Here is a 16,194-nt window from a genome sequence, read left to right as displayed (position 1 = left end):
TCGGACAGCCTCCTAGGAGCCTGCGCAGAAGCGGCATCGATGCTCGGTCTGGAATGCAGTCCGTCCAAGTACTGTTGTGCGCCTGTGTGCTGAAAATCTATATAAGGCTGCGCAATCAGGTGAGGGCGCTATAATTGCCTTGCTGTGCTCGAAGTGTCGACACTTTATTCAATTGAGCGGCTGCGCCCTCTGTGCTTATTCAAGGACCCTGTATGCGTCACCCTTTTTCTGTGGACAGGCACTGCCTGAAACTGGCGGACCAGCACCTGAGCTATCGGCTCTATCACAACGAGGCGGCGTTATCGGACCGCAAGCTGGTGCTGTTGCACGGTGCCGGTGTGGCTGGGCTGGACACCTGGCATGCGCTGACCGCCTTTACGCAGCAGTGGCGCTGGATACTGGTGCCCGATCAGCGGGGCATGGGGGATACCCGCAGTCCCGATGGTCAGGAGCATCCCTATGTAGTCCAGACGCTGGTGGCGGATCTGGAGGCTCTGATGGATCACCTGTGCTGGGAGGCGTTTGATCTGGGGGGGTATTCCCTGGGCGGGTTGGTAGCGATGTTATTCAAGCAGCGGCATTCGGCGCGGGTAAGGAAGCAGTATCTGCTGGAGTCCGCCATCCTGGACCGGCCGGACTGGAGCAGTACTGTGGCGTTGCGCCAGCGTTACAGCCATGCGGCGGTGCACCTGAGTGGCAGCGATGCTGCGCAGGGTATCACTCAGTTTCTTGACGCAATTTCACCGGATCGCAAGATCAAGCCTGAAGCTGAGCGGATGATGGTGTCCCGGCTGGCGGCACGTCCGCAGGGCTTTGCCAATGCGCTCAATGCCGTTACCCGGGCAATTAATGAGGTGAACCGTGACGAGATAGTCGCGGCCCAGGGTGATGTCAGCAGCTATGTCGGTGGGCGCAGTGTCGACCCCATGCACCAGTATCACCGTCATCTGGCTGAGCGCCTGCCTAACTGGCACTACTTTCTGGTGGCCGGCACCGATCATTCGCTGCCGTTTCAGAAGCCTCGCCAGATTGCCGCAAGCATGCAGGCCGAGCTACTGCGTTATATGGAATCTGCTGACACTTAGGCCTGATTTATGGCGTGGCAAGTGGTTTTTAATAGGTATATATACCTATAGTGTCGACACTTTATATCAATTCGACTGTTGACCTCTGTTTTAAGCGGCGTTATGGTGGCGTTACTTAAACATTGTCGACAGTCTTCAGTTCTCGAGTCCCTATGACAGACAAAACGATTGTACGGTCAATTCAGATGGAAACCCGAACACTGGCAGATCGCGTCTGTGAGGAAATTGTCACCGCGATCGTCAAGGGTGAGATGCCACCGGGTTACAAGATCAGCGAGCCTGAGCTGGCTCGTGTTTATGGCATCAGCCGTGGGCCGCTGCGTGAAGCCATGCGGCGCCTCGAAGGTCTGCGGCTGATTGAGCGCAAGCCCCATATTGGTGCCCGGGTGGTTAAGCTGTCAGCCAATGAGCTGGTCGAGATCTACCGGGTGCGCGAAGCCCTTGAAGGCATGGCGTGCCGGCTGGCAGCCGAGTTCATGACCGACGCCGAAATCCAGGGACTGCGGGATCTGCTGGATGCACATGAGCGTTCGGTGGAAGAACTCGAAGGTCGCGCCTACTTTCAGAAGGAGGGCGACTTGGATTTCCATTTCCGCATCGTGCAGGGCAGCAAGAATGCCAAGCTGCTTGAAATTCTCGGCAGCGATCTTTACCACCTGGTACGTATGTACCGCTATCAGTTCAGTGTCTCCAGTTCGCGTCCCAAAAGGGCACTCAAGGAACACCGCCAGATCGTGGATGCGATCGATGCGCGGGATCCCGAACTGGCGGAGTTGCTGATGCGTCGTCACATCAGTGCGGCCCGTCGCAATATCGAAAACAAACTCGAAGCAGTGAACTCAACTGCAGGTGAAAATCATGGCTGACAAATTGACCGCAGACGGTCGCTTTCGCCAGCCAGTGTCCGACAGCAAACCGTAGCTCGGGCATCGCGTTACCTTAAAGTCGAAGACAAACGGGATAACCCGAATCAGAATCTGGGAGAAAAACATGGCTGACAAACTTACCGCTGGCGGACGCTTTCGCAAGGCTCTGGCTGACAACAAGCCGCTGCAGATCGTTGGCACCATCAATGCCTATCACGCCATGATGGCCACCCGCGTCGGACACCAGGCTATTTACCTCTCCGGGGGCGGCGTGGCCAACGCGTCCTACGGTCTGCCGGATCTGGGCATGACCTCACTGAATGACGTGCTGGAAGATGTGCGTCGCATCACCAATGCAGTGGAAACACCGCTGCTGGTGGATATTGATACCGGCTGGGGCGGCGCCTTCAATATTGCCCGCACAGTGCGGGAAATGATCAAGGGCGGCGCGGCGGCGGTGCATATCGAAGATCAGGTGGCGCAAAAGCGCTGCGGTCATCGTCCCAACAAGGAAATTGTATCGCTGGAAGAAATGGTCGATCGCGTCAAGGCGGCGGTGGATGCCCGTACCGATGACGACTTCTTCATTATTGCTCGTACCGATGCCTTCCAGCAGGACGGCCTGAACGCAGCTGTTGAGCGTGCCCAGGCCTGTCTGGAAGCCGGTGCCGATGGCATCTTCGCAGAAGCCGTGCATACGCTGGAAGACTACCGCGCTTTCACCGACGGTATTAAGGGTGCGCACCTGCTGGCCAATATCACCGAGTTTGGTGCCACGCCGCTGTTTAACAAGCAGGAGCTGGCTGATAACGGTGCCAGCATGGTGCTCTACCCGCTGTCTGCCTTCCGGGCGGCCAACAAGGCGGCACTGAATGTGTTCGAACACCTGCTGCACGACGGTGACCAGCGCGCCGTGGTCGACAGCATGCAGACCCGCATGGAGCTGTATGATTTCCTGAACTATCACGATTTCGAACAGAAGCTCGACGCGCTCTTTGCCGAAGGCAAGAACAAGTAATAGTAACGCGGGCGAGTGGGGCTGCGGCCCGCTCGCAGCGCGTTCAATTCTAGTATCCGGACAGCGCTAAAGCGTTGCCCCTAATAATAAGGAGAGACAGGATGGCTGAAGCAAAACAACTGGGCGGCGCCGGTCTTCGTGGGCAGTCTGCCGGCGCAACTGCGCTCTGCACCGTGGGTCAGTCCGGTGCCGGTTTGACCTACCGTGGCTATGATATTAGCGAACTGGCCGACAAGGCGCAGTTTGAAGAAGTAGCCTATCTGCTGCTGTACGGAAAATTGCCTAACCGCGCTGAGCTAGATGCTTACATCACCCGGCTCAAGGGTTATCGTGATCTGCCCCAGGCGCTCAAAGCCGTGCTGGAGCAGATCCCGGCGGATGCTCATCCGATGGATGTAATGCGCACCGGCTGCTCGATGCTGGGTAACCTGGAAACCGAACACAGTTTTGCGCAGCAGCATGATCACATTGATCGCATGCTGGGCTGCTTTCCATCGATCATCTGTTACTGGTACCGCTACAGCCACGATGGCGTGCGCATTGATACCAGCGCGCCTGAGGTCGACTCCATAGGTGGTCATTTCCTGACGCTGCTGCGCGGTGAAAAGCCTAACGCGCTGCACGAGCGCGTCATGAACGTGTCGCTGATTCTGTACGCCGAGCACGAGTTTAATGCCTCGACCTTTGCGGCTCGCGTCTGTGCCTCCACCTTGTCCGATATCCATTCCAGTGTTACGGCGGCCATAGGTACGCTGCGCGGTCCATTGCATGGCGGTGCCAACGAGGCGGCCATGGAAATGATCGAGAACTGGACCTCGGCGGACCAAGCCGAGCGTGAAATCATGGGCAAGCTGGAGCGTAAGGAAAAGATCATGGGTTTTGGCCACGCGATCTACCGTGAGTCCGACCCGCGCAATGCCCTGATCAAAAAATGGTCCAAGCTGCTGGCTGATGAAGTGGGCGATACGGTGCTGTATCCGGTTTCCGAGCGTTGCGAAGCAGTGATGTGGCGCGAGAAGAAACTGTTCTGCAACGCCGACTTCTTCCATGCCTCGGCCTATCACTTCATGGGTATACCGACCAAGCTGTTTACACCGATCTTTGTCTGCTCCCGCGTCAGTGGCTGGACCGCCCACATTATCGAGCAGCGTGCCAACAACCGCATTATCCGCCCCAGCGCCGATTATACAGGCCCTGATCACGCGGACTGGATTGCGATCGAAGATCGCACCTGATATCCCTGGCGCTCGTACTGCGGGCGCCCTGTTCACTTTTATGCTCAGACAGGCAGTCGCCGGCAATAATCCCTGAAGGGTGCTGGCGCTACCTGGCACAGAGCCACTCGATGGAGTCCCGGCGCCATGAACACTCAATACCGCAAACCCCTGCCCGGCACTGATCTGGATTATTTCGACACCCGTGCCGCCGTCGAAGCGATCCAGCCTGGCGCCTACGCTCAACTTCCCTATACCTCCCGCGTGCTGGCTGAAAACCTGGTGCGCCGTTGTGATCCTGCAACCCTGACTGACTCGCTTAAACAGTTTATCGAGCGCAAGCGTGACCTGGACTTTCCCTGGTTCCCGGCCCGCGTGGTGTGTCACGATATTCTGGGTCAGACGGCGCTGGTGGATCTGGCCGGCCTGCGCGATGCCATCGCCGAGCAGGGGGGGGACCCGTCCAAGGTCAATCCCGTGGTGCCGACCCAGCTGATTGTCGATCATTCTCTGGCAGTGGAGCACGGCGGTTTTGAAAAGGACGCCTTTGACAAAAATCGCAGTATCGAAGACCGTCGCAACGAAGACCGTTTCCACTTTATCAACTGGACCAAAAAGGCGTTCAAGAACGTCGACGTGATTCCGCCCGGCAACGGCATCATGCACCAGATCAACCTGGAAAAAATGTCGCCGGTTATCCAGGCCCGTGATGGCGTGGCCTTCCCGGATACCCTGGTGGGTACCGACAGTCACACGCCCCATGTCGATGCCCTGGGCGTTATTGCCATCGGTGTTGGCGGTCTTGAAGCCGAAAGTGTGATGCTCGGCCGTGCCTCCTGGATGCGCCTGCCCGACATCATTGGTGTCGAGCTGACCGGTCGGCGTCAGCCCGGCATTACGGCCACCGATATAGTGCTGGCGGTAACCGAGTTCCTGCGGGCCCAGAAGGTCGTATCGTCCTACCTGGAATTCTTCGGTGAAGGTGTGGCGGCGCTGACTCTTGGCGACCGTGCCACCATCTCCAATATGACGCCGGAATTTGGCGCCTCTGCGGCGATGTTTTATATCGATGAACAGACCATCGACTACCTGCGTATTACCGGCCGTGAAGACGAGCAGGTCAAGCTGGTGGAAAACTACGCCAAAACCACAGGCCTCTGGGCAGACAGCCTGGTGGATGCGCAGTACGAGCGTGTGCTGAAGTTCGATCTGTCCAGCGTAGGCCGCAATATTGCTGGCCCCTCAAACCCCCATGCACGGGTTCCCACCTCCGAGCTTGCCGCCCGCGGTATCTCCGGCACGGTGGAAAATGAGCCGGGCCTGATGCCGGATGGCGCCGTGATCATCGCCGCCATTACCAGCTGCACCAACACCAGTAACCCGCGCAATGTCATTGCCGCAGGGCTCCTGGCGCGCAACGCCAATGCCCGTGGCCTGAGCCGCAAGCCCTGGGTCAAAACCTCCCTGGCGCCGGGCTCCAAGGCGGTGCAGTTGTATCTGGAAGACGCCAAACTGTTGCCGGAGCTGGAGCAGTTGGGCTTTGGTATCGTCGGTTTTGCCTGCACTACCTGTAACGGCATGAGCGGTGCGCTGGATCCCAAGATTCAGCAGGAAGTGATTGACCGCGACCTGTACGCAACGGCGGTACTCTCAGGTAACCGCAATTTCGATGGCCGTATTCATCCCTATGCCAAGCAGGCCTTCCTGGCTTCACCGCCGCTGGTGGTGGCCTACGCCATCGCCGGTACCATCCGCTTTGATATCGAAAAGGATGTGCTGGGCATCGACAAGGATGGCCAGCCGGTGACGCTGAAAGATCTGTGGCCGAGCGACGAAGAAATTGATGCGATTGTGAAGGCAAGCGTCAAGCCGGAACAGTTTCGCCAGGTATACATTCCGATGTTTGCCGTCGAGGAAGACAATGGCGAGCAGGTGACACCGCTGTACGACTGGCGCCCGCAGAGCACCTATATCCGTCGTCCGCCCTACTGGGAAGGCGCCCTGGCCGGTGAGCGTACAATGCGTGGCATGCGCCCGCTGGCAGTGCTGGGTGACAACATCACCACCGACCACCTGTCGCCCTCCAATGCGATCCTGCTGGACAGCGCCGCCGGTGCCTACCTCGACAAGATGGGCCTGCCGGAGGTGGACTTCAACTCCTACGCCACGCACCGCGGTGACCACCTGACGGCGCAGCGTGCAACCTTTGCCAACCCGAAACTGTTTAACGAAATGGTGCAGGAAAACGGCAAGGTGAAGCAGGGCTCCCTGGCCCGTATCGAGCCAGAAGGCAAGGTCTCCCGCATGTGGGAGGCGATCGAAACCTATATGGAGCGCAAACAGCCGCTGATCATTGTGGCCGGTGCAGACTACGGTCAGGGTTCGTCCCGCGACTGGGCGGCCAAGGGTGTGCGCCTGGCCGGGGTTGAGGTGATTGTGGCCGAAGGTTTTGAGCGCATTCACCGTACCAACCTGGTGGGCATGGGCGTGCTGCCGCTGGAATTCATGCCCGGCGAGAATCGTCATAGCTACGCCATTGATGGCACCGAAACCTACGATGTTATTGGCGAGCCCACACCCCGTGCGGCGCTAACGCTGGTGATCAATCGTCGTAACGGTGAACGGGCCGAAGTGCCGGTGCGTTGCCGTCTGGATACCGCCGAAGAGGTGTCGATCTATGCCGCCGGTGGTGTGCTGCAGCGCTTTGCGCAGGACTTCCTTGAATCCACTGTTAGCGCCTGATCGTTACTCAAAGGGTTTGTGGGGCGCGCTTGTGCGCCCCGCAGGCTCGTCAGGATCTTTTTAACCACGGGACCGTTTTCAAAGGAACAGCTGCCATGGCTCATGTTGCTCAAGTAAAAATTGCCGCCACCTATATGCGTGGCGGCACCAGCAAGGGCGTGTTTTTCAATCTTAGCGATCTGCCGACGGTTGCCCAGGTGCCCGGCAAGGCGCGCGATGCGCTGCTGCTGCGGGTAATCGGCAGTCCCGATCCCTACGGCAAGCAGACCGATGGCATGGGGGGCGCGACCTCCAGTACCAGCAAGACTGTTATTCTGTCCAAAAGTACCCAGCCGGATCACGATGTTGATTATTTGTTCGGCCAGGTGTCCATCGACAAGCCCTTCGTCGACTGGAGCGGCAATTGCGGCAATCTCACCGCGGCGGTGGGCTCTTTTGCCATCAGCAGCGATCTGGTTGAGGCCAGCCGTATCCCTGAAAACGGCGTCGCCGTTGTGCGCATCTGGCAGGCCAATATTCGCAAGACCATTATCGCCCATGTACCTATGACCAATGGTGCCGTGCAGGAGACCGGTGATTTCGAGCTCGACGGTGTTACCTTCCCGGCGGCGGAAGTACTTGTCGAATTCATGGATCCGGCTGATGGCGAGGGGGCCATGTTCCCGACCGGCAATCTGGTGGATGATCTGGAAGTGCCAGCCGAGGTGGTCGAGGGTGGTGTAATCAGGGCAACCCTGATCAATGCCGGTATCCCCACCATCTTTGTAAATGCGGCTGATCTTGGCTACAGGGGTACCGAGCTGCAGGATGCGATCAATGGTGACGAACAGGCCCTGGCCCGGTTTGAAACTCTGCGTGCCCATGGTGCGTTGCGCATGGGGCTGATTTCAAGTCTGGAAGAAGCCGCCACGCGCCAGCATACGCCCAAGGTCGCTTTTGTGGCGGGGCCTGCGGCCTATGTGTCTTCCAGCGGCAAGCAGGTCGCGGCAGAGGATGTGGACCTGCTGGTGCGGGCGCTGTCCATGGGCAAGCTGCACCATGCCATGATGGGTACAGCCGCCGTGGCCATAGGTACCGCAGCTGCGGTACCGGGCACCCTGGTCAATCTGGCCGCTGGCGGCGGTGCGCGCAGTGCAGTGCGCTTTGGGCATCCGTCGGGCACGCTGCGCGTTGGTGCACAGGCGACTCAGGTTGCGGCTGACTGGGTGGTGCAAAAAGCCTCCATGAGTCGCAGCGCCCGGGTGCTGATGGAAGGCTGGGTGCGCGTACCGGGCGACGCATTCTGAATATGCGGGTTTCGTATATTTACGCAAAGGCGCTCTGAGGGCCCAGGCAGCAAGGCTTCGCTCGTTAACTATTAACGAACGAGGCCTTTTTTGTGGTCGGGCGCTTCGGGCCCATTTAGAGCTATCGCCCCAGCCGTGCTTCGGAGATGATACGGGTGGCGATTTCTTCCACCGAAAAGGTGGTGGTGTTGATGTAGGGTATCTGTTCCTGGCGAAACAGTCGCTCAATGGTGCGTACTTCCAGGGTGCACTGATCAAGGGAGGCGTAGCGGCTGTTGGCGCGGCGCTCGTGGCGAATGGCCGCCAGCTGAAAGGGGTCTATGGTGAGGCCATACAGCTTGGCACGGTGGGGCTCCAGTGCGTCGGGCAGGCTTTGTAGCGTCATGTCTTCTTCAGTGAAGGGGTAGTTGGCCGCGCGAATGCCGTATTGCATCGCCATATAGAGGCAGCTGGGCGTTTTTCCCGAGCGTGATACGCCCACCAGAATGATATCGGCGCGGTCGTATTGCTGGGTGCGGGCACCGTCATCATTGTCGATGGCGAAATTAACCGATTCTATCCGGTCCTTGTAGCGGTTCATTTCCTGGATGCCGTGGGACTTGCCAACCGTATAGGTAGAGTGCACGCCCAGCTCTTTCTCCAGTGGTTTGATAAAGGTCGCGAAGACATCGATCATCATGCCATTGCACTGCGCAATGCAGGCGCGTATGTCCTCGTTGACGATGGTGTCCAGAATGATGGGTCTAAGCTGATCCTCTTCAATGGCCGCGTTAATCTGCAGCGCCACGGCGTGGGCCTTTTCAAGGGTGTCTATATAGGGCAGCGTGATTTTTTTGAACTCGATGCCATCGAACTGCGACAGCAGGCTGTTGCCCAGAGTTCCGGCGGTAATTCCGGTGCCGTCGGAGATAAAAAATGCGGTACGTTTCATGGCGTGCGTCCAGGTTTTTGAGGCCGCTGGGGGATGGGTCTGGCGGCATGCAAGCCGCTGAATTTTGGCACTATAACAGATTTTCACGTAGTTAAATTACATCCCCCGTGGCGGGGCTTTTCTGGTAAAACTGCAGTATTATTTCGGCTGATTCCGTAGATTGCGCGCGGTTTGGCAGTACTTACGAAGGGCAACAGGAGAACGCATTTTGCAGCATTATGTACAGCGCCTAGACCAGGTTGGCATGGCGGACGTCGACACGGTAGGCGGGAAAAATGCATCTTTGGGTGAAATGATCAGCCAGCTGAGTGCGGCCGGTGTTCGGGTTCCTACGGGGTTTGCCACCACGGCCCAGGCGTATCGTGATTTTTTGGCGTTTGAGGGTCTTTCGCAGCGCATCCAGGATGCGCTCGAAACACTGGATGCCGACGATGTGCAGGCGCTGGCGGTTACCGGCCGCAAGATCCGACAATGGATTCTCGAAGCGCCGCTGCAGCCGGAACTGGAGCGGGCTATCGAAACCGCCTTTGGCGAGATGACCCAGGGGCACGCGGAAATGGCAGTGGCGGTACGTTCATCCGCCACGGCGGAAGATCTGCCGGATGCCTCTTTTGCTGGCCAGCAGGAAACCTTTCTGAATATCCGCGGGCTGGATAACGTCAAGCAAGCTATCCGTGAAGTCTTTGCCTCTCTGTATAACGACCGCGCCATCTCCTACCGCGTGCACCAGGGTTATGATCATATAGATGTTGCTCTGTCCGCCGGTATTCAGCGCATGGTGCGCAGCGAAACCGGTGCTGCGGGCGTTATGTTTACGCTGGATACAGAGTCCGGCTTTCAGCACGCGGTCTTTATCACCTCCGCTTATGGGCTGGGCGAAACAGTGGTGCAGGGCGCGGTGAACCCCGACGAGTTCTACGTATTCAAGCCGACGCTGAGCCAGAAGGTGCCCTCTATCCTGCGCCGTAATCTGGGGTCCAAGGCCCTCAAGATGATTTATACGGCGGATGGTCGTGCCGGCAAGGCGGTGGCAACCGTTGAAGTGCCCCAGGCACAGCGCAATGAATTCTCCATTACCGATGCCGATGTAGAAGGTCTGGCGCGAATTGCGGTGATTATCGAAAATCACTACGGTCGGCCTATGGATATCGAGTGGGCCAAGGACGGTGATGATGGCCAGTTGTATATAGTGCAGGCGCGGCCGGAAACGGTTAAAAGCCGGGCCCAGAGCAATGTGATCGAGCGTTACCTGCTCAAGGAAAAGGGCAAGGTGCTGGCCCAGGGGCGCTCCATTGGGCATCGAATCGGTTCTGGTCCGGTGCGTCTGGTGAGTGATCTGAGTCAGATGCATCTGGTGCAGCAAGGTGATGTGCTGGTCACCGATATGACAGACCCGGACTGGGAGCCGGTTATGAAGCGTGCGGCGGCTATCGTAACCAATCGCGGCGGTCGTACCTGTCATGCCGCAATCATTGCCCGCGAACTTGGCATTCCTGCCATCGTCGGTTGTGGCGATGCCACTGAGCTGCTCGCCGAAGGTCAGTCGGTGACGGTGTCCTGCGCGGAAGGGGATACCGGCTGGGTTTACGAGGGGGAGCTGAGCTTCGAGCATCAGACCAATAGCGTGGTGTCCATGCCGCCGTTGCCATTCGATGTGATGATGAACGTTGGCAATCCGGACCGTGCCTTTGATTTTCAGGCGCTGCCCAACGCGGGTGTTGGCCTGGCGCGGCTGGAATTCATCATCAATCGCATGATCGGTGTACATCCCAAGGCATTATTGAATTTCGACAGTCAGGCGCCGGAGTTGCAGCAGACCATAAAGCGCCGCATCGCTGGCTACGCAGGGCCCGTGGAGTTTTACATCGAAAAATTGGTGGAGGGCATTTCGACCCTGGCGGCGGCTTTCTATCCGAAAAAGGTCATAGTGCGCATGTCGGACTTCAAGTCCAACGAGTACAGTCATCTGATTGGTGGCGCGGAGTTCGAGCCCAGCGAAGAAAATCCGATGCTGGGATTCCGCGGTGCAGCGCGCTATATCTCTGAGTCGTTTCGCGACTGCTTTGAGCTGGAGTGCCGGGCGCTGAAAACCGTGCGCGATACTATGCGTCTGACCAACGTCGAGATCATGATTCCCTTTGTGCGCACGCCAGGTGAGGCGCGTCAGGTGGTGGAGCTGCTGGCCGATAACGGACTGCGCCGGGGCGAAAATGGACTGCGCCTGATCATGATGTGCGAGATTCCCTCGAACGCACTGCTGGCCGACCAGTTCCTGGAGTACTTTGACGGTTTCTCCATCGGTTCCAACGACCTGACCCAGCTGACCCTGGGGCTGGATCGTGATTCTGGCGTGATTGCGCACCTGTTTGACGAACGCAACGAGGCGGTGAAAAAGTTGCTGTCCATGGCAATAGAGGCCTGCCGCCGCCAGGGCAAGTATATAGGTATCTGTGGCCAGGGCCCGTCGGATCATCCGGATCTGGCCCAGTGGCTGATGGAGCAGGGTATCGACAGTGTGTCCCTGAATCCGGATTCGGTGCTGGATACCTGGTTCTTCCTGGCCAATCACCTTAAAGACGCAGCGCAGACTCAGGCGTAACAGCCGGTCAGGCATGTGCGGCTATCGTACCAGCTAGGATAGCCGCGCTTTAATGGCGGGCAACAGTGAGCTGTCAGGCTGTACGGCGTGATCGGTATGGATGTTTGGCAAAATTTTCCGCAATGATTCAGCGGCCTTAGGGCCGTTTTTTTTTGCCAATATATTTTATACCGTTATCTTGTGGTGCTGTCGCAGCCGTACCTTTCTGGCTGTGCAGTTATTCGGCCGCTATCCAGCCTGTTTGCTCGGCGGATCTATTCAGAGTACGCATTCGACATGGGCGGGCAGAGGCATGGCGGCGAAGGTTTGTTGCAGCAGTTGCAGCATGGCGTGGGCGGCGGGGCTGAGGGAGCGGCCACGACGGTGGATAATGTAAAGATCGCGGTAGATGGCCGGTTCCGACAATGGCCTAAAGGCGAGGTGTTCAAAGGAGCGGGTGCCGGCGGCCAGGGCCGGCAATACGGACAGACCGATACCAGCTTCCACCAGTGCAGCCAGGCCTGCGGGGTTGGAGACTTCGATGGCAGGGCGATCGAGTCCCAGGCGGATGGCGTTGCCGGCGGGTGTTTGCGCCAGCTGGGCGCGGATACCGGTATCGGCCGAGAGCATCAGCAGTTCTTCGTCTGCCAATGCCTGCCAGGGTAGCGGTGTTTCAGTGGGGAGCGTGACGCCTGGCGAATCGCACAGAGTGAGTTGTTCAAAACGGTGGCCGCGGCAGAATACCACGCCAAAGCGATCACGCAGAATGGGGGTATAACTCAGGTCGGGCTGATCGGAGTGATTACCCCCCACGCCGAAGTCCACATCGTTTGCCAGTACATGCTGTTCGATGCCGGCGGCGCTGTCGTCGCGCAGCAGAATGCCGATATTGGCATGGCGCGCACGGTAGGCCTGCACCACCGTCGGCAGCAGGCAGGCGATGGTGGAGGGCGATGCGGCTATGCCCACCTGGCCATGCTGATATTCCGCCACGGCCTGCAAGTCAGACAGGGCGGTATCAAAATCCGATAGCAGTCGCTCGGCCACCGGCAGAAAACGTTCACCTTCGGGATTGAGCAGGACCCGTCGGGTCGTGCGATCCAGCAGGATCAGACCGCTTTGTTGTTCCAGCTGTTTAATGGTGGCGGTGAGGGATGACTGGGTCAGGTGCAGGTGCTTGGCGGCCTGGGTAAAACTGCCTTGATGGGCCACTGCGACAAAGGCGCGCAGATGCCGGATCGAAAGATTATTCGCCATTAGTTATTAATCTATAAAATTTTAGCGTTTGAATGATAAATGCTAATTCTGCATCATAGCGTCCATACAGACAATCCCGCGCATCCACGCACCCGGGATGCGATAGCGAGGACCCGCGAGCCCATGATTCCGCACATCAGCCATACCGATACAACGGCTCCGCTCTATCTGGAGTTTATCGAGCAACTGCAGCAGCAGGGATTCGGGGGTGATACCAGCCCGGATTACGCTAACCGGGTGGTGCAGTCCACTGACAACAGCATTTATCAGATATTGCCCCAGGCCGTGGTTTACCCCGCTTCCGTTGAGGATCTGATGCTTATTGCACGGCTGTCCAGCCAGGCGCGTTTTAGCCGCCTGCGCATGAGCCCGCGGGGCGGCGGTACCGGCACTAACGGTCAGTCCCTTAGTGATGGTCTGATTGTCGATACCTCGCGCCACATGAATCGAATCATTGAGATCAATGCTGAAGAGCGCTGGGTACGGGTGCAGGGCGGGGTGGTTAAGGATCAGCTCAATGCAGCTCTCAAACCCTATGGCCTGTTTTTTGCGCCTGAGCTGTCAACCAGTAACCGCGCCACCATTGGCGGCATGATCAACACCGATGCCAGTGGTCAGGGTTCCTGTCTGTACGGCAAAACCCGCGACCATGTGCTGGAGCTGCGCTCGGTGCTGCTCGACGGCAGTTTCTGGGAGTCCAAGCCGCTGAGTGACGCCAAGCTGCAGAAGATACAGGCGCGGGAGGATCTGGTCGGTGCGGTACATCGATTGGTGGATGGAATTTACTCGGATAAAAAGGAGCTGATTGAGGCTCGCTTTCCCAAGCTCAACCGTTGCCTTACCGGCTACGACTTGGCCCATATCCGTGACGAAAAGGGGCGTTTTAACCTGAATTCAGTGCTCTGCGGCTCGGAAGGCTCGCTGGCGTTTATCGCCGAGGCCAAGCTCAATGTGCTGCCTATCCCCAAGTACTCCGCGCTGGTTAACGTCAAGTACGATAGTTTTGAAAGCTCTCTGCGTGATGCCAAGGCACTGATGGCCTGGGGGCCGACATCGCTGGAAACCGTGGATTCGCGGGTACTGAATCTGGCCATGGGCGATATAGTGTGGGATTCGGTGAGTGATTATTTCCCGCACCATGAAGGCGAGCCAACGATTCAGGGTATCAATCTGGTGGAGTATACCGGCGACGATGAGGCGCAGCTGAGGGCTGATGTCGCGGCACTGGTGGCGCACCTGGAGCAGGTCAGTGGTCAGCCGGGCCGGAGTTTCGGTCATACAGTGGTGTTCGGTGCCGCCGAGATCGGCAAGATCTGGGGCATGCGTAAAAAGGCCGTGGGCCTGCTGGGCAATGCCGAAGGCGATCGGCGGCCTATTCCCTTTGTGGAAGATACGGCGGTACCGCCGGAAAATCTGGCGGACTTCATTATGGAGTTTCGTGCCGTGCTGGACGCCCGGGGTCTGACTTACGGCATGTTCGGTCATGTGGATGCGGGTGTGCTGCATGTGCGCCCGGCCATCGACATGAAGGATCCGGCGCAGGAGAGCCTTGTGCGCGAGGTCACCGATGAAGTGGTGCGCCTGACGCAGAAATACAAGGGTCTGCTCTGGGGTGAGCATGGCAAGGGGGTTCGTTCGGAATATTCGCCCGAGTTTTTCGGCGAGCTCTATCCCGAACTGCAGCGCATCAAGGGCGCTTTCGATCCACACAATCAGCTCAACCCCGGCAAGATTGCAACACCGATGATCGATGGCGCCGAGTTGCTTAAAATCGATGGCGTGCCCACCCGCGGCCAGCATGACCGTCAGGTTGGCGAGGCGGTACGCAAGAGTTACGATTCCGCCATGAACTGTAACGGCAATGGTGCCTGCTTCAATTACGATCCCAATGACGCCATGTGTCCGTCCTGGAAGGGCACCCGCGAGCGAATCCACTCACCCAAGGGGCGTGCGTCCCTGGTGCGTGAATGGTTGCGCCTGATGTCCAATCAGGGTGTGGATCTGAATGATGCCAGCGCCCAGGTGCGCCGCTCGTCCTTTATTGGTGGTCTGCCACAGCGTATTCGCAACAGCCTGCGCAAGCGCCGCGGCGAGTATGATTTTTCCAATGAGGTGCATAGCTCAATGATGGGCTGCCTGGCGTGCAAGTCCTGCGTGGGGCAGTGCCCGATCAAGGTCAATGTACCGGACTTTCGCGCGCGCTTTCTGGAGGTTTATTACGGCCGTTACCTGCGTCCGTTGAAGGATTACGTCGTGGGCAGTCTGGAATACATGATTCCGACTCTGGCGCGCTTTCCTGGGCCCTATAACTGGGTCATGGACAACATGCTGGTGAAGCGCTTCTTCAGAAGTCAGATTGGCATGGTTGACAGTCCGGCTATCTCGACGCTGGATCTGCAGTCCAGCCTGCGCCGCCGTGGCATTGAGCTGGCAACGCCTGAACAGGTGGCCGGTCTGTCCGAGGCCCAGCGCAGCAAGGCGGTGGTTATAGTGCAGGATGCCTTCACCAGCTACTTTGAAACGGGGCTGGTACTGGATCTGGTGGATCTGCTCAGCCGGCTCGGTTTTTATGTGCTGGTGGCGCCGTTTCGTCCCAATGGCAAGCCGCTGCATGTGCACGGCTTTATGGGAGCCTTCGAGAAAGCGGCGCAGCACAATGCGCAGATGCTCAATGCGCTTGCCGCCAGCGGTTTGCCACTGGTGGGGATAGATCCCTCCATGACCCTGACCTACCGACAGGAATACGCCTATGCGCTGGCCGCCGACAAGCTGCCACCGGTACGGCTGGTGCAGGAGTGGCTGGTAGAGCAGCAGGCGGTGCTGGAAGCGGCGGCTAAGGGTATGCCGGCGGCGCACTTCAAACTGCTGGCCCACTGTACCGAGAAAACCTCCGCGGCGCCGTCCATTCGCAACTGGCAGCAGATATTTTCGGCCATGGGGCAGCGTCTTGAGCTGCTGGCGGTGGGCTGCTGTGGCATGTCCGGCACCTACGGTCACGAGAGCGCCAATCTTGAAACTTCGCGACGTATCTATGATTTGAGCTGGCGCGAGCCTGTGAACGATGCCCAGAACCACGACCGTCTGCTGGCGACGGGCTATTCGTGCCGTAGTCAGGTGAAGCGGCTGGACGATCAGGAAGTACCGCATCCGGTGCAGGCCCTGCTGGAACAGCTGTGCCAGGCCAGGGTTGATTAGCCGTTAATTTTTAGACGAGCTT

10 protein-coding genes are annotated in these 16,194 nt (G+C 58.3%); 8 read left to right on the top strand and 2 right to left on the bottom strand.

Annotated elements, in window-relative coordinates; genetic code table 11:
* Nucleotides 1-212 precede the first annotated feature (212 nt).
* The 6 genes from MPRO_RS11850 to prpF all read left to right on the top strand — a co-directional run bounded on the left by MPRO_RS11850 (nt 213) and on the right by prpF (nt 8,211).
* Nucleotides 213-1,085 (top strand): alpha/beta fold hydrolase, encoded by an 873-nt coding sequence (locus MPRO_RS11850; protein WP_067292367.1) that lies wholly within the window; start codon nt 213-215, stop codon nt 1,083-1,085.
* A 185-nt stretch (nt 1,086-1,270) separates the two neighbouring features.
* A complete protein-coding gene (locus tag MPRO_RS11845; protein ID WP_102136302.1) occupies nt 1,271-1,951 on the top strand; it encodes a GntR family transcriptional regulator in 681 nt (226 codons plus the stop codon).
* Between the two features lie 124 nt (nt 1,952-2,075).
* Entirely contained in the window at nt 2,076-2,969 is an 894-nt protein-coding gene (prpB, locus tag MPRO_RS11840; RefSeq protein WP_067292361.1) for a methylisocitrate lyase, read from the top strand.
* A 101-nt stretch (nt 2,970-3,070) separates the two neighbouring features.
* On the top strand, nt 3,071-4,204 hold the full coding sequence (gene prpC / locus MPRO_RS11835; RefSeq protein ID WP_067292357.1) for a bifunctional 2-methylcitrate synthase/citrate synthase: 1,134 nt from the start codon (nt 3,071-3,073) through the stop codon (nt 4,202-4,204).
* A 126-nt stretch (nt 4,205-4,330) separates the two neighbouring features.
* Nucleotides 4,331-6,925, top strand: a complete 2,595-nt coding sequence (gene acnD / locus MPRO_RS11830; RefSeq protein WP_067292354.1) for a Fe/S-dependent 2-methylisocitrate dehydratase AcnD — start codon at nt 4,331-4,333, stop codon at nt 6,923-6,925.
* A gap of 95 nt (nt 6,926-7,020) precedes the next feature.
* Nucleotides 7,021-8,211 carry a 2-methylaconitate cis-trans isomerase PrpF gene (gene prpF / locus MPRO_RS11825; protein ID WP_067292351.1) on the top strand — a complete coding sequence of 397 codons (1,191 nt, stop codon included), beginning with the start codon at nt 7,021-7,023 and terminating at the stop codon, nt 8,209-8,211.
* A 121-nt stretch (nt 8,212-8,332) separates the two neighbouring features.
* Here the strand turns inward: prpF and ppsR are convergent, their stop codons facing one another.
* Nucleotides 8,333-9,142 (bottom strand): posphoenolpyruvate synthetase regulatory kinase/phosphorylase PpsR, encoded by an 810-nt coding sequence (ppsR, locus tag MPRO_RS11820; protein ID WP_067292347.1) that lies wholly within the window; start codon nt 9,140-9,142, stop codon nt 8,333-8,335.
* A 244-nt stretch (nt 9,143-9,386) separates the two neighbouring features.
* On the opposite strand from ppsR, the gene ppsA reads away from it, so the two are divergent.
* Complete coding sequence (gene ppsA, locus MPRO_RS11815; protein WP_067292385.1) at nt 9,387-11,741, top strand: phosphoenolpyruvate synthase; 2,355 nt, start codon at nt 9,387-9,389, stop codon at nt 11,739-11,741.
* A 258-nt stretch (nt 11,742-11,999) separates the two neighbouring features.
* Here the strand turns inward: ppsA and MPRO_RS11810 are convergent, their stop codons facing one another.
* Complete coding sequence (locus MPRO_RS11810; RefSeq protein ID WP_067292344.1) at nt 12,000-12,977, bottom strand: LysR family transcriptional regulator; 978 nt, start codon at nt 12,975-12,977, stop codon at nt 12,000-12,002.
* A 123-nt stretch (nt 12,978-13,100) separates the two neighbouring features.
* Between MPRO_RS11810 and ydiJ the strand changes: the two genes are divergently transcribed.
* Nucleotides 13,101-16,172, top strand: coding sequence for a D-2-hydroxyglutarate dehydrogenase YdiJ (ydiJ, locus tag MPRO_RS11805; protein WP_067292341.1), 3,072 nt, complete (start codon nt 13,101-13,103; stop codon nt 16,170-16,172).
* The last annotated feature ends 22 nt before the right edge of the window (nt 16,173-16,194 follow it).

Source organism: Marinobacterium profundum (assembly GCF_001528745.1).
In the GTDB taxonomy this organism is placed as follows: Bacteria; Pseudomonadota; Gammaproteobacteria; order Pseudomonadales; family Balneatricaceae; genus Marinobacterium_A; species Marinobacterium_A profundum.
This window is presented reverse-complemented; position numbering and strand designations above follow the sequence as displayed.

Coding starts and splice junctions, on each gene's coding strand:
- prpC (WP_067292357.1), top strand. CDS start 3,071: ATGGCTGAAGCAAAACAACTGGGCGGCGCCGGTCTTCGTGGGCAGTCT.
- acnD (WP_067292354.1), top strand. CDS start 4,331: ATGAACACTCAATACCGCAAACCCCTGCCCGGCACTGATCTGGATTAT.
- prpB (WP_067292361.1), top strand. CDS start 2,076: ATGGCTGACAAACTTACCGCTGGCGGACGCTTTCGCAAGGCTCTGGCT.
- ppsR (WP_067292347.1), bottom strand. CDS start 9,142: ATGAAACGTACCGCATTTTTTATCTCCGACGGCACCGGAATTACCGCC.
- MPRO_RS11845 (WP_102136302.1), top strand. CDS start 1,271: ATGGAAACCCGAACACTGGCAGATCGCGTCTGTGAGGAAATTGTCACC.
- ppsA (WP_067292385.1), top strand. CDS start 9,387: ATGGCGGACGTCGACACGGTAGGCGGGAAAAATGCATCTTTGGGTGAA.
- prpF (WP_067292351.1), top strand. CDS start 7,021: ATGGCTCATGTTGCTCAAGTAAAAATTGCCGCCACCTATATGCGTGGC.
- MPRO_RS11810 (WP_067292344.1), bottom strand. CDS start 12,977: ATGGCGAATAATCTTTCGATCCGGCATCTGCGCGCCTTTGTCGCAGTG.
- ydiJ (WP_067292341.1), top strand. CDS start 13,101: ATGATTCCGCACATCAGCCATACCGATACAACGGCTCCGCTCTATCTG.
- MPRO_RS11850 (WP_067292367.1), top strand. CDS start 213: ATGCGTCACCCTTTTTCTGTGGACAGGCACTGCCTGAAACTGGCGGAC.